General features: G+C 43.4%; 16 protein-coding genes. 1 reads left to right on the top strand and 15 read right to left on the bottom strand.

All coding sequences use genetic code 11. From position 1 onward, the window contains the following. Window positions 1-9: 9 nt before the first annotated feature. From PG915_RS08065 to PG915_RS08025, 9 genes are all read right to left on the bottom strand, one after another. Complete coding sequence (locus PG915_RS08065) at window positions 10-552, bottom strand: TadE/TadG family type IV pilus assembly protein (RefSeq protein ID WP_353496060.1); 543 nt, start codon at window positions 550-552, stop codon at window positions 10-12. After that, window positions 545-979 carry a TadE family protein gene (locus tag PG915_RS08060; protein ID WP_353496059.1) on the bottom strand — a complete coding sequence of 145 codons (435 nt, stop codon included), beginning with the start codon at window positions 977-979 and terminating at the stop codon, window positions 545-547. The genes PG915_RS08065 and PG915_RS08060 overlap by 8 nt, the downstream gene beginning before the upstream one ends. Next, on the bottom strand, window positions 976-2,190 hold the full coding sequence (locus PG915_RS08055) for a TadE/TadG family type IV pilus assembly protein (RefSeq protein ID WP_353496058.1): 1,215 nt from the start codon (window positions 2,188-2,190) through the stop codon (window positions 976-978). Before PG915_RS08055 ends, PG915_RS08060 begins: the two co-directional genes overlap by 4 nt. A gap of 9 nt (window positions 2,191-2,199) precedes the next feature. Continuing rightward, on the bottom strand, window positions 2,200-2,472 hold the full coding sequence (locus tag PG915_RS08050; protein ID WP_353496057.1) for a hypothetical protein: 273 nt from the start codon (window positions 2,470-2,472) through the stop codon (window positions 2,200-2,202). Between the two features lie 10 nt (window positions 2,473-2,482). Then, the gene (locus PG915_RS08045; RefSeq protein ID WP_353496056.1) at window positions 2,483-3,949 is read right to left on the bottom strand and encodes a type II and III secretion system protein family protein; all 1,467 of its coding nucleotides are present in this window, start codon (window positions 3,947-3,949) and stop codon (window positions 2,483-2,485) included. Window positions 3,950-3,958: 9 nt separating this feature from the next. Then, entirely contained in the window at window positions 3,959-4,714 is a 756-nt protein-coding gene (gene cpaB, locus PG915_RS08040) for a Flp pilus assembly protein CpaB (protein ID WP_353496055.1), read from the bottom strand. Beyond that, window positions 4,707-6,056, bottom strand: a complete 1,350-nt coding sequence (locus PG915_RS08035) for an AAA family ATPase (protein ID WP_353496054.1) — start codon at window positions 6,054-6,056, stop codon at window positions 4,707-4,709. The genes cpaB and PG915_RS08035 overlap by 8 nt, the downstream gene beginning before the upstream one ends. Before the next feature lie 9 nt (window positions 6,057-6,065). Then, window positions 6,066-6,578, bottom strand: a complete 513-nt coding sequence (locus PG915_RS08030) for an A24 family peptidase (protein WP_353496053.1) — start codon at window positions 6,576-6,578, stop codon at window positions 6,066-6,068. Window positions 6,579-6,640: 62 nt separating this feature from the next. After that, window positions 6,641-6,820 carry a Flp family type IVb pilin gene (locus PG915_RS08025; protein WP_353496052.1) on the bottom strand — a complete coding sequence of 60 codons (180 nt, stop codon included), beginning with the start codon at window positions 6,818-6,820 and terminating at the stop codon, window positions 6,641-6,643. 451 nt (window positions 6,821-7,271) lie between these two features. Between PG915_RS08025 and PG915_RS08020 the strand changes: the two genes are divergently transcribed. Then, on the top strand, window positions 7,272-8,042 hold the full coding sequence (locus PG915_RS08020) for an AraC family transcriptional regulator (protein WP_353496051.1): 771 nt from the start codon (window positions 7,272-7,274) through the stop codon (window positions 8,040-8,042). 173 nt (window positions 8,043-8,215) lie between these two features. Here PG915_RS08020 and PG915_RS08015 read toward each other — a convergent pair whose 3' ends face one another. The 6 genes from PG915_RS08015 to PG915_RS07990 all read right to left on the bottom strand — a co-directional run bounded on the left by PG915_RS08015 (window position 8,216) and on the right by PG915_RS07990 (window position 13,862). Continuing rightward, window positions 8,216-9,664, bottom strand: a complete 1,449-nt coding sequence (locus tag PG915_RS08015) for a hypothetical protein (protein WP_353496050.1) — start codon at window positions 9,662-9,664, stop codon at window positions 8,216-8,218. 192 nt (window positions 9,665-9,856) lie between these two features. Then, on the bottom strand, window positions 9,857-10,477 hold the full coding sequence (locus tag PG915_RS08010; RefSeq protein WP_353496049.1) for an OmpA family protein: 621 nt from the start codon (window positions 10,475-10,477) through the stop codon (window positions 9,857-9,859). A gap of 8 nt (window positions 10,478-10,485) precedes the next feature. Beyond that, a complete protein-coding gene (locus PG915_RS08005; protein ID WP_353496048.1) occupies window positions 10,486-12,138 on the bottom strand; it encodes a TadE/TadG family type IV pilus assembly protein in 1,653 nt (550 codons plus the stop codon). A gap of 1 nt (window position 12,139) precedes the next feature. Then, window positions 12,140-12,700, bottom strand: a complete 561-nt coding sequence (gene tadF, locus PG915_RS08000) for a tight adherence pilus pseudopilin TadF (protein WP_353496047.1) — start codon at window positions 12,698-12,700, stop codon at window positions 12,140-12,142. Then, window positions 12,687-13,169 carry a TadE/TadG family type IV pilus assembly protein gene (locus tag PG915_RS07995; protein WP_353496046.1) on the bottom strand — a complete coding sequence of 161 codons (483 nt, stop codon included), beginning with the start codon at window positions 13,167-13,169 and terminating at the stop codon, window positions 12,687-12,689. The genes tadF and PG915_RS07995 overlap by 14 nt, the downstream gene beginning before the upstream one ends. 3 nt (window positions 13,170-13,172) lie before the next feature. Then, entirely contained in the window at window positions 13,173-13,862 is a 690-nt protein-coding gene (locus PG915_RS07990) for a tetratricopeptide repeat protein (protein WP_353498684.1), read from the bottom strand. Window positions 13,863-13,866: the final 4 nt, after the last annotated feature.

Below are 13,866 nucleotides of genomic sequence, written 5' to 3'. Positions count from 1 at the left end.
GATCGCCTCCTAGCAGTCTTCAGTAGCACCGGATGGGGAGCTTTGGGTTGGTCTCACAACACCAAGGCTTTCCGCCGGTATAACCGTCTGGTAATTAGGTACTTTTATGCTTCCTGCATCCCCTAAAAATGATAGAAATCGGACAAACTGAAATTTATAATCGTCCGATACGAACGCTTGTACATATCTTACTTGTGCGAGCACATCATCTTTGTCATCAGTTGACATCGAACTAAACCCATCAACCGCAACTGCACTTCCATCTCGATCTAGGTAGGCAATTTCCAGATCACTGGCTGTGAAACCATAAGGACGGTTTTCGACAATCTCTGCGAGATCTTTAATATCGTCACGATCACCGATAGAGCACACCGCCGCTAATCGTGCCGCTTTTCTCGTCATTTCGTTTAGCATTTGCATTGAATATACATAGCGTCCAAATTCAAATGCAGAAAGAACCAGAAGCATTGAAACTAACACTGTCAAGGTGAACTCAAGAATCGTTAACCCTCTGGAAGAGTTTCTTCCACGCCCTTTTATATGCCTAGTCATCTCTCTTCTCCATTATTGCAGAAGCTGACATGGTGACGCTCAATGCCTGCGTCAAGAACGGTATCGTCGAATAGAGCGGAGAGTAGGTGTAGTTTGCACTGACCGTGATTAGACTTCCGGCTTCTACGACTGTTACATCGTCCACTGTTACACCATCGAGCAACGATTCCGTTCCGCCTGATCTCACTCCATAAACGACTAAATTCTTTATCTCATCTGTGTCTGCAATACCGCCCCCTACCGTACCGTACACCTCTGTAACCGCATGACGGGCACCATTGCGAACCATCTTATTGAGTGTCTGATGGTCAATAAAGAAGCTACCTACTTCTAAAAACAGAGCCATAAAGATGATGATAAGTGGCGTCACTAACACTAACTCTATGACCGCGAGTCCACGCTGATTATCAGGTGCTTTATATCTCATGATTCACCACTCCCAGGATCTTTATAGAGCTGAATCTTAAACAAACCTTCAGTGCTTGGAACAGACCCAAAGCTACCGTTCTCGACTGTGCAGTCTTCTAAAAACTCACCAAACACCCCTTGTTTTGCCCCATTATTGTTCGGTGCTTTTTGCAGTAAGAAGAAGCAACCAATCGAGGTAATAGGTAGCGTCGTCGCCCCACCACCAGAACCGGTACAATCAACCATAGGTATTGGTAAAATGCGTCTACCTTTGTTTCCTGAGGTACAATCACCACTTGCCGAGCCGTCACATCCGGCCGCGCCTGCTAAATAATCGGAGTATAGGAATGAATTGTCATATACCACGTTACCATCGTTGTCAGTTGTCGCTTCTGTAGTGGGCTCTCTAACGTATACGTCAGGTGGGAAATCTACAGCATTTACCCCGCCACCAGAGTAATCCCCAAATCGCGTATTGAGACCCTGACCTACTGGACCGATGGTGTTACCCGGTTTCGTTGTTGCATTTTCAGTAATATCAATACAACCATCAAAACCACCTGCTAAGGCATCACGCACAGTACTAGCACCTGAACCAAAATCTAATAGTTGAAAGTTACCCGGGCCCATTTGAGATGCGTTGTGGTCTGCGACTTTCAGTTCATACACTTCATGGAAATTAAACCCCAAAAAGTCGTTGCTACCACTTATGGTCGCAGCACAGACAGCAATCGGGACAATGTTACAAGCAAAATTCAGGGATGAACTTGGCCCCGCAACAGCGCTGGCTGCACCCTGTTTGGAAGAACCAAAAAAGCCGATAAAAAAGCTGGTTAGTGGTACGTCCGCTACGGAGACTCTGACAAAGGTCACCAGCGTTGAGTCATAACTTCCCGAAAAATTTTGAGGGTCATTGGAGTATTGAACGGCAATGGACGCATCCGGAACCGTCACTTCGGTGTTTCCTGTAGAAGAAAATAGGGTTGCTATTGCCGTTTTAGCTGCTGCCGTTGCTACCGTCGTGTCAAAGCCATCACTGACCTTGACCGCAGCAGCGAGCGCCGCCGCATCAACACTGTTTTGTAATCGCGTTTTGTTCAAAGTGGCATGATTAAAATCGAATGCCAAACCAGCGAAAAACATAAAAACAATAAACACCAACGTAAAGAGGATCAGAGTTAATCCTTTTTGCCGTTTTGTTGATTTCGTCATTTTCCGAGCGCGATTCATACATCACCTCTATCTAGAACTTCTTCTTTGCTGGACTAAGTCTTTTCCAAGAACTTTTTCCGCTTTGCCATCGTAAGCGGACTGACCTGCGTACTCGTCATAGGCCACTTGCATCCTAGCCCCAGTGCCAGTTGGTACAACGCCTAAGTTGTTGGCTGTAGCGTTGTGATCGTAAGTTTGTTCATACTTGAGCCTGGCTACCGATTGTCCCAGTGGCGCATCATTTGCACATCCGAAAAGAACAAATGTCGCTAGCATAATTCCTAATGTTTGTCTGTTCATTGCATGTCCCTTATAGCGAGTGTCCAAATGAACCTTCAGAGCCACCTTGATTAGATGGAACTGTCGTAGTCGTTTGACTTTGTTGGTTAGGGTTGCTTGCGTCATCCATCTCTGCGATGTATGCCCCTTGCCCAAGCAGATAAAATTCAACATCATTGGGTTTAACAAAAGCATCCGTTGGCAAAAGCAATTTTGAACGATCCACAGGCGTCGCCAGTCTTGGTGTAACAAGGATGACCAACTCAGTTTCACCCGATATAAATTCTTGACTGTTGAAAAGCTGCCCTAGTACGGGTACATCGCCAACTCCCGGTAGCTTGCTAGAGACATCTCTTACGTTTTCACTAAGTAGCCCTGCAATCCCGATCGTTTGCCCGTCAGCCAGTTCCAATGTTGAAGCAGCTGTGCGCTTAGTAATGGGAGGAATAATGTAGGTTGCATTGGTCTCTATGGGGTCTAGAGTGAGTGAACCTGAGTTGGCTATTTCACTAACATCGACAGATAAAACCAGATTGATCTTTTGATCAGAAAGAATGGTTGGGACGAACTTGAGACCGACACCATACTCTTTATACTCGACTGTGATACCATCTCTGTTGGGAACCGGAATAGGAAACTCACCACCAGCCAAAAATTCAGCCTTAGAACCACTCAATGCTGTTAAGTTTGGCTCTGCTAATACCTTGGCCACACCATTCTCTTTCGCGATATCTAGTGCTAGCGTAAACAAAGTATTTCCGTCTAGGAAAGTCGCCAACAAGCCCGTTTCTTCGATACTAGGAACATTAAAGATTGGACCGACACCGCCACCAATTGCATCGATGACACCACCACCACTAGTGGCACCCCAACCGAAGTTGCCATTTTGGTTGAAGAAGTGGAAATCAGAATCAAATCGTCGAACCAAACTGCGTTGCACCTCAGCTACCGTCACTTCGAGCATGACTTGCTGAGCGCCCCCTATCGACATTAAATTAATCACCTTGGTATCAGCTACCGTTTCATCTTTAGATTCCGTACCCTCGTCAGCCGGTGCACCAGCGGTGAAGGTTTCGGCTACTTTAACGGCCATGTTCATAACCGCTTGGTTGCTAACCTGCCCGCTGAGTATCAGCTTGTCTTGCGAACTGTGAACTTCAATGGTTTCGTTTGGTAAGAATTCATAGAGTTTGGACTTCACTCCATTGAGATCGTGAGTCACTTCGATATTGATGGACTCAATCAATCGTCCTCTAGAATCCCATGCCATCAGATTTGTTGAACCAAGCTTTTTGCCGATCAGAAACACTTCATTAGAGCGGAGCATTACAATATCAAGTACATCAGGATCTCCCAGAGAGACACGCTTCGCCTTGCCTGCAAGGATGACGTTCTTAGACTTGTGATGAGGAACACTAACTAACTTTCCAGCTTGAGTTGCTGCCAACGAAACTGTGCTAAAAAGATAAGCGATGAGTATACTGACAATCCATTTCATAGTATTACCTTAATCCCTTACTCTTATATTTGAGGATTGAGTCCCTTTAATGATCGTTACACTTGGTTGTGGAACGTAAGTCCTTTTCGCGACTGGCTTGTCTTTTTGGTGAGGATTTCGCAGCGCGAGTTGTATTTCGCCATTGCTTTTTGCGGTTAAAAGCTTTTCAGCTTCTTTTGGTGTCACTTCCAGCGTCACCGCTCTTACAATGACAGGCTTGTTGTCGTTGGTTCTGGCTGTTTGGTCTACTGCTAACACTTTAATGTTTTTCAACACGGTATTTGTCTTAGACCGAGTTTGATTAAACTTAACAGTGCTAAGAACATCTACTTTGTTCCCCGGAAGCAAAAAGCCTGCTACACCTATGACATCATTGACTCGAATCGTCACGGCTCGCTTATCATCTTCTATCACAGCCGCAAGTGTAGAGCCCTCCCCTGGAACAGAGAGTCGATAAGAATGAACAATTTCACCCGGAAACAACGATGTGCTGGCAACTTTTCCGACAACATCATCGACAGCAGAGAAATGGTCTTCATCGTCGACCCAATCAGTTTCTAATAACTTAACCGACAGATGTTTGCTCTCTATTATCGTACCTGCGATGATCTCCTGTTCGACAAAGACCACTGGCTCTCTTTCAACCGTCTCTGTGACAACCTGCGGCTGGTTCTGTTCTTCCATCCATTGCTTGGCGATATATACAGCAGCCAAGCCTAATACAGCAGATATCAACATCAACAAAAAGACTTGTGATTTACTCATTATTTCCTCCCATTCCATCGGAAGTGCAATATAGTCGCCATGCTGACTCCAATATAGATGGCGTAATTACGTGCGATTCTTGATTAAATTTTATAATATCACTACATATCCCAATAATGTCTTTAGGGATACAAGGGTAAAATGGTGTTCTATCTGTGCTATGTAGTCGCAATACCATTTCCCTAAACTCCGAATTTATAGTTAGCCCTCTACTTTCTGATACTTCTTCTATAAGAGTCATGTAATCTTCTTGGTTTAAAGGGAAGAACTCTATTTTGTATCCTAAACGACGTAAAAAAGCAGGGTCACCTATATCTAGGGGATTTAAATTCGTTGAGAAAGCTAAATTAAGCGTGAACGGAATAGCCGCTTGTTGTCCATTCGGCAACTGCAGATAATCCACGTAATATTCCATCGGCACAATCCAGCGATTGAGCAATGCTCCCACTGATATTTTTTGTCTACCTAAGTCATCAATAATAAGCAGTCCATTATTAGCCAGCATCTGAAGTGGTGCTAACCAAACACGGTTGTGTTGAGAGTGATTTACCTCCAGCATCTCCATCGTAAGTTCGCCACCTACTTGAATATTTGGCCGCTCACACAGCGCCCATCGTTTATCGTACTGCTCATTGAAGTGAATACGATTGGCCGTTGAGTTGTTGTCCAACATCTTATGGTGTGCGTCTGAAAAGACTCTAATAATGCTACCAGATGTGTATACTGCGAATGGTATATAGATCGACGATTCAAATGAGTTAATAAGTTGCGCTGCTACGAAGCTTTTACCTGTACCAGAGTTTCCATACAACAAAAGCGCTCGACCAGAATTGAGCGCCGGCCCGAGGATCTCGATCATTTTGTCTGCGCCAAAAACTCCTCGAAGAGCCCCAGCAATTTGCTCATGTCCGATACTGTTTACTCTAACATCTTGCAGAGCCACAACTCTTCGATAGTCATCCAACGACACTGGAGCTGGACCGACGTAAGCGTCTTTCATAAATGCTAAATCAGCCTCTTGCTCGCCAGAGGCTGACAACCCATAGCGCACATGATTGTTACTATAATCAGCTGAGCCACTAAGTCCCATAGGTTGGAACACTTCCAACAGCGAGCGCTTTCTAAGATAATTGAGTAACTCGTCGACAATATGTGTACTCACTCCCATTGCATCTGCCAGCTCAAGAACCGTAGCTTTGGTAAGGTGTGCAATATGCTTCAATACTAAGTTTTCCAGCACAACCACCGGTATATCAAGCTCCTTCAATGCAGAAGGCATTGGAGGCGGATCAATTTGAGGTGAAAGCAAAGGTTTGTTTGCTAAAGACGTAATGGCATTCATAAACTGTCCTTAAACCCACATCGGGTATAGCGCAAATCCAGTAATGATCGCTGGAGCGAATGGAAGGCGGAGCTTGTTGGAAATTCTGGTCGCTAAATGACGCCTCAAAACGATCTGCTCCCTAACGTACTTAAGAGCTTGATCCTTTACAGTTAGATGAGAACGTGAGATGTAACTGAAAAGATAGAAAAGACCATATACCGCGCCACACAGCACGGTTGCCATTAAAAACGTTGCCAAGTGTTCAAGCCCGGTTCCGAGAGCTAACACGGCCATGAGCTTAACGTCACCGCCAGCCATTACCCTCATACTAAACAAAACAAAACCCAACGCTAACATCAGGAAAAAAGCGATAAGATTAGATGCTGGTATGTTTGTTAACCCGTTATATTTTAAGGCAAGAGCCGCTACCATTGTAATTAGAGAAAGAATTACCCAATTGTTTGGAATTCGATTATCTCTAATATCAAACACTGCTACCGTTAGAAGTGGAAGCCATAACGCATACTCGATAAAATCCATTTTACCCCTCCAAGCCGTATGACCACGACCTAAAAATGAGGTCATGGTCACTCGCTTCAGACTTATAACGCCTCAACTTTGTCAATTTGTGAATCAAGTTCTGTTTTCAAGTCTCCCCAAATACCGCCGCCTGCGATAACGAAGACTGTGATAATTAAAGCTGCGCCAATGACATACTCTAATATTGTTAAACCTTCTTCATCTTTGATGAAATCCTTACACAATTTAGTTAGCGTCGACATAACAATCTCCTTTTGGTCTCTGTTTGCTTAACGCTCTTTCAAATTAGGAGAATATATGCTGTTTAGTTAGGACTTTCTTATTCAATTTGTGTAACTATTTTGACATCTACTACGATAAAACAATTCTGATTTTTAAACATAAGTTAATTCACGGGTAAACTTATGTTTTAGTTATAGCATAAAATAGTCAACTCAGACTTAGAAATTAAAGCAATTGGTTGACTAATAAACATCACTTTCATAGTGTCCTACTGCTAGAACTCTAAATATAGAGGCCGTTTAAAATGCGCCAGTCAAAGAAAAATCATGCCTTTAACTGTATTGAGTGTATTAACAATGAGATTGTTTTAAGTTTAGGTGTCACTTTTATGATGTTTTTTGGTAAAAAAATCCTGTGCTACTAAGCTAATAATATAGTTTAAGCGGATTGTCGCACTTTTGAGAGAGAAAAATGGCGTATTGGATGGGGAAGCCGACTATTTTGCTTCCAAAGGTTATACGAGACTATTTAAGCGAAAAGATCACTGTGATTGAAGTTGGGGACGATGTTTCTGTAATCACCCAGCCCTCTCAACGGGTTTGTTTTTACTTTTCAGAAAGTTATGATAATGACACTACACTATTAACACTTTTGAAAATCTGCCAGAATCTCTCCAAAACCCTCGTACTGTTTCACGACTCGAGTATTCCTGAGGCTTATTTAAAGAGTGGGCTCGTCAAAGCACATGTAGATATCACATCCCCTCATGCACTTAAGAAAACCGCACTCGCGTTTGAACATGTTACGTCTTTGCTGGAAAAAAACGGAGACACCCAACCTACTGTATCAAGCGTAAGTGAAACACAAATAAGAAAGGAAGTTAATCAGCAACAAACGAGACCAGAACTCAACACCATTGATGCAGCGTTAGACTACATAGAGAAGCACTATAACGAAAACCTAAGAGAGGTTGATGTGGCAGCACACTGTCATCTATCTACCCAGCACTTCTCCCGCGTCTTCCATAAAAAAGTCGGTCGAAGCTTCAGAGATCATGTAAGCCAGTTGAGACTCGAACATGCCAAGCGTTTATTGCTCGCAAATGAAGTTAAACAAATCTCTGCTATCGCTTATCAAAGTGGTTTTAAAGATGTCTCTTACTTCTCGAGATTTTTTAAGAAGAAAACAGGCATGAGCCCTGGAACTTTTCGAAATTTTAAAGGGATACTTAAGATTAGCTGAGCGAATGCTAAACAGGCCTACACGAACCAAGAAACACCAATAGAGAAAGCCGTCAACTAAAAAGCCCAACTCCGATGAAATATCGAAATCAGGCCTCGAGAGTCACACAACCGTTGTGACCACTCTTGTGTTCGCTTCTCAAACAGGGAATATCAAGCTCGATAAAAAAACCGCTAATTCATGCTCACCATACAAATAAAGCGGTTAGTATCAAACGTCTTGTCAAATACATCTTTCTTCTGCGAAGAGTAAACGCGCCCTTCTGCTGTCCAATAATCACCCGGCTTTAGATCTGTATACAGCTCTAGGTACTTGTAAGCGGCTTTAGTTGGCAACTTAGACGACAGTTTTTGCTCACAATATTGTGTCGCGTCAGCGCGGCTTAAGAACACTTCTGCTGATTTATTATTACCGCGATACACTGGGTACAAATAGGTAAAGACTTCGTCTTTGTATACGACGGTATTAGAAAACGTGCCAACTTCCTGCTTTGGTAGTTTTTTCATTTCGGCCGATTTAGGATCATTTAGCACTTTCTTCGTGATTTGTGCCGCCTGGTTGTTTTTTGCACTATTGGCAGCAGGAGTAGCCTTTTTTACCGCAGGTGCTGATGATTTAGCGACAGATTTTTTCTGAGTTTTCTTTGCAAACGGGAAGAAATAATCCCCGTCGTTTTTCAAATTCAGACGCAGTGATTGTGTCTTACCATTATTCACGGCTTTGACACTATAAACACCGACGTAGTTACCGGACAGCTCAATCACGTCACCGCTGCCCACTTTTTCATCATTAATGTAATAATCTGTTTTTGCAGAGTTAGAGCGAAATACAAATCTGATTTTATCAAGATTCAGAGCCTTACGAATTTCACCTTCTAAGTTCGAGTTAAAGGCATTCTTATACTCAGCTGAGACAGTATAAGTCAGGTCACCATTCAACTTTTGCGTTGCATCGACCACTTTGTATGACGTCAGGTTAATACGCTCAGAACCGCCCTTTTCAAGTGCAAAAGCGTTTTTCATATAAGGCAGGTTGCGGTTCACACACGCAGACAAACTTTCAGTCACTTTACACTCAAGTTTGCCTGAGTAATTTTCTTGATGAACCACATTGGCTTCTTTTAAATGACGGTCTTTGATACTGCGATAAAGTGCCAATAATTGATCATTTTTATCACGCTCAATTTGCGTCACGCTAGCTTGATTAGAAGCGATGGTTTTATTGAGTTCTTTAAGCTTGGTTTCAGCATCCGCTAGCTCAGTGTTGAGCTTATTGATGGAGGTCGATACGCCACGTAATGCTAAAGCAATACCTTCATCGTATTCACCTTGCAGAAGCTTCTCTTGGAATACTTGAGAGTCCGCTTTGACGATATCAATACTGTTCAGCAGCTTAATTTTATTTGCTTCGATGCTTGAAGAAGTCTTGTTGTAAAGAGAGATGGTATCATCTAGGCCAACTTCGCCGTAACGAGACGAATATTCACTGTTAATAGTGTCTAATTCCGACTGCTCACTGCTATTAACCAGTTCAGAAGCCCAAGCGCCTGACATCATCGTCACGCCTGCTAACGTGATCAATGTTTTCGCTCTAAAATGTGGTAATAATTTTTCTAGATTCACAACAACCTCATAATCCTTCTTAACCGCCTGAACATTTCCATATTCCGCTTATTTTTATAAAATGAAGGGTTTCTTACTGATATAATTTTCTATTCTATCAAAGCCCCAAAGCAGTGTCGCTACAATGAAGCGCAATTGTGTGATCTTATTCATCAATTAAGAGGGGTTTCAAGAATTGCGTGAACACCGTCATTAATTCTCCGATACAGCATAGATCTCAGCGCGGCGATTTTGAGCGCGGTTGTCAGCACTATTATTCGGCACCAATGGCTCTCTTTCGCCTAATGACTTAACAGTAATACTGTCTCGCTCAACACCTTGGAACAGCAATACATCATGTACCGATAAAGCCCGACGCAGTCCCAACCCTTGGTTGTATTGTTCAGACCCTTTACTATCCGTATGCCCTTCTATAATCAGGTCATAGGAAGCCTCTGACAACATCGAGCTTGTTTTGTTGAGTGACGTTCTCGCCATAGGTGTTAACCCATAGCTATCGAAGGCAAAGTTCACACGCACCACTGGGTTATCAGTACCCGCCTGAGCGACTGACATCACCGAGGTACAATCTGAACGGTCGAAAACCGCGCTGTTTTGCTTTGCCAACATTGAGGCAAATTCATCACTAAACCCTGTTTGCTCAATACTCAGCTTACCTTCTCTGTGTTGAGCGATAGCCCTTACATCAGAGACAGATACTGAATACTGCTGTTCGCCAGCACTGTTTTGACAATATGCCTGAAACTGATCTTCACTCGCATGGCTACTCAATGTAATAACGAATAGCGCGGCGGCGCTCATTAAATATCTCATGAATTCTCCTAATACAACTTGGTTACGCCGCTGCTCTTGGAGCCTTTGCGGATTAGCTCTTCTATTTTGTCAATTAACTCGTCCAATCCATCTTTTACATTGATGATATCTTCAGAGGGGTTTTCTACGCAGTCTTGAAAGCCAGTTTCACCTTGGGCATTGTAACCAATCCCGATCACTCCTATGTACAAGCCTGGAATTTTTTCTCTAGCGACACCGCACATATCATAGGTGTCTTCATCTGCTAAAGCACTAAATATTCCATTTTGCGGTGACTCTTGACCATCACTCAGAATTAGGATCATTTTTACTTTGGCGTTGTACTCTGCGATCTCATCTTCATCGTCTGTATCTGGGGCTCCATCGTTCAACATTCTGAACCCTCGCAAAACTCCCTGAAACACAGCTGTACTGCCGTCTTCTTCCATTTCTTTGACTTTATCAACAAATGACGGGTCATTCGTTAGGTCAATATTGTAGAACTGATCTTCATTATCCTGACCAAAGCCTCGATATAGATCCGCATCCTTGATCAAATAAGCACTGCCTGAATGAACCTCTCGGTCATCAAACATTGAGTCAACCGTGGTTTGAAAGTCGACATATTCAAGCGCATCCGGATAACCGTAAGATATGTAAACGGGCTTTCCTTTCTTCTCTCGTTTTGGAACATATTCTTGCTTAGACAATACATCGTCAACTCGCTTCGCTATTTTCTGGTTTGTCTCAGCCAATAAATACTGAGCATCAGTTGGGCATTTCTTTCCTTTGTCCTTACACTTTTTCCAGCTTTTGTGCTCAAGAGGTTCACATTCCCAAAAATCATCGGCACAATCTTCTACATAATCATCATCGAATGTTCGCCATTCGTTCCAGTCAACGTGACTGTATCTGTACTCCGAAACCCAATCCCTGTGATTATCATTAAAGAAAAGTTCGGTGACCGCATATACCTGATTATTGTATTTGGCACGCGTGCGTATGTTATAAGGAACAAAACCAATCTTATTATCTAGCCTAACTGATTGATCTTCATCATCCGCGCAGCTATCTATATCATCACACAACACCTTCTCAGTTATCGCTTGTATTGCAGCCTTCAAGTCATCAATTTTGGTACTTCTGTTACTACCACTACCCCATTCAGACGACATGGAACCAGAAAAATCCGAAACAAAGACGATATCGATATTATTATCACCTAAATACGCCGGATATTTACGAGCCAATGAATAACCCGCTAAGTCTTGTGTCTCATCGAAAGACGGAATAAAAGTGCTCGCAAACCATGAATCATGAGTCGTCGTTACGTTAACGGTATATTGTGTATACTCTTCCTGGTCAATATCCAAGTCTTGCTCTTGGAACGTTCTTATCGTGGTTACTGAGCTTGTCTTTATGTCCCGCACATAGTTTTCCACATAGCGTTTCGCCATCGCTTGTGAGTCGGTCTCTACATCCTCAATCGTCACGGCTATGGCTGCAGCCTCAGCCGCATCACGTAGGCGACTAGTTTCTTGCACGTATCGCGTCCCTTCAACCGCCCAAAAGGTAAAACCCATAATCGGCACTAACGTCAGTCCCATCCATATTGCAGCCGCACCCCTTTGTCGATTCAGGCTAGGTCGAGAGTGAGCCATTTTTCTCTGCTTAACGGTCATACTACCTCCCTGGCATTATCGACGAAGAGGTCAGACGCATGTCGGCATCCTCACCCGATGAAAATGCTTCAAACCAAGAGTGGTGTTCTTCACAGAGAGTAACGCGGTATATCGGATACGATAATCCCTTCTCGATGGGGACTAATGACTGATAATTACTCAACGAATCTGTTCGACATCCAAGTGACGAGAACTTGGGACTCCGATGCGTCACCACGCTTTCACCAATCACGTAAGACTCAATTTGCAGCGCGACATTCTCTACGGAACTATCCAACATTCGACTTGCGACGGCAGTTAAATCAGTCAAGTCTTGCTGTGACAACTGCAAATTCGTTCTACCTGCAATGTCAGCATCAAAATAACGAGAGCGCTCTTTGATAACATTGACTAGTGCAAAGCTTGAACGATCCAACTTTGCTCGTACCAATAATTTATGACTAAGGTCGGTAGCGAACAGATATATGGCGCACAAACCAATCAATACGAACCCAAGTTCAATCGCGAAAGCCCCTTTTTGGCTACGCAGGGAAGTAAAACGGGCAACGTTATTCCGCCTCATCTTTCCACCCCTCGTGTTCTAGGTTCAACACCATGGTGCGTGAAATATCCACTTGCTCAGCACCAAAAACTTGAATAATCGGTGTGTACTCATAACTGACTGTGATTTCGGCTAGATCGTAGTTGAACGTGAGATCTTGCTTTGAATAGCCAACGTTATTGACAAAATCTGAGTAGCTCGGGAAATATTTGCCATCAATCGAAAATTTGTCTTCGTCAATGAGAAAACTCCAAAGATTATCTTGATTCGCAATCAAAGTTTGAAACCGAGTCTCATACTGCTCGTGTACTCCACTTCCCTGATAGATTTTGGTGTTGCGTATCGTTTCACGCAGCGCATACTCGGTCATGTTTATCACGTAGATGCGGTAACACACTTCAAAGATCGCAAACGTCGAGAACATGAGCACAATCGCACCCAAGGAAAATTCTACGGCGGTGGCGCCACGTTGCTTTCTGAATCCAGCCATATATCAGCTCTCTTCGCGATTAAGCTGCTGAGCAATCAGTGTGAGCTCAGCATAACTGTATTCATCACTTAACAACTTTTTGGCCGCCTCAATTTGGTCTGCCTTGATAAGTGCGATAGCAAGATTGGCACGCACGACTTTATTCTCTGGTGCGTCAGCAATGACGGGAGCGAGAGTTTGGATAGCACGTTTATAATCTTGCTGTGCGATGTAAAGCATGGCGATATTATTTTTGACTGCGATATCGTCATAGCCTTTAAGCCTTGCTTGGTTGAACTGAGCTTTAGCACTGTCGAAATCACTCTCTTTGCTGTACGCAACCCCAAGCAGAACATGAATTTTGCCAGAGGTATTCCCCGCTTTCAGAGACGCTAAATACGCTTCAATCGCCTCTGTAGACTTATCTTGAGCAACCAAAACCTGCCCACGTAACTGATACAAGCTTGCGGATTGAGCACCCTGCTCTATCAAATGATCAACGTAAAAACTCGCCGATTCGACATCGCCTTTGTTGAAGTATGCCCACGCCAATTTTTCTACTGTCGAAACAGAATTGTCCCCCGCTTCGAGCTTGGTCTTGTAGTGGTTAATCAAACCGTCATAGTTATCTACTTTTTCCATACTCGTGACGGTGGCCGCTTCACTTTGAGCAAGATCAGCTGAAGATTGGCAACCAACAAGAGTGAGAGTCATCAAG

This window comes from Vibrio sp. CB1-14, assembly GCF_040412085.2.
GTDB classification, from domain to species: domain Bacteria; phylum Pseudomonadota; class Gammaproteobacteria; order Enterobacterales; family Vibrionaceae; genus Vibrio; species Vibrio chaetopteri.
The sequence above is the reverse complement of the archived record's forward strand: the minus strand, read 5'-3'. Positions and strand labels throughout refer to the sequence as shown.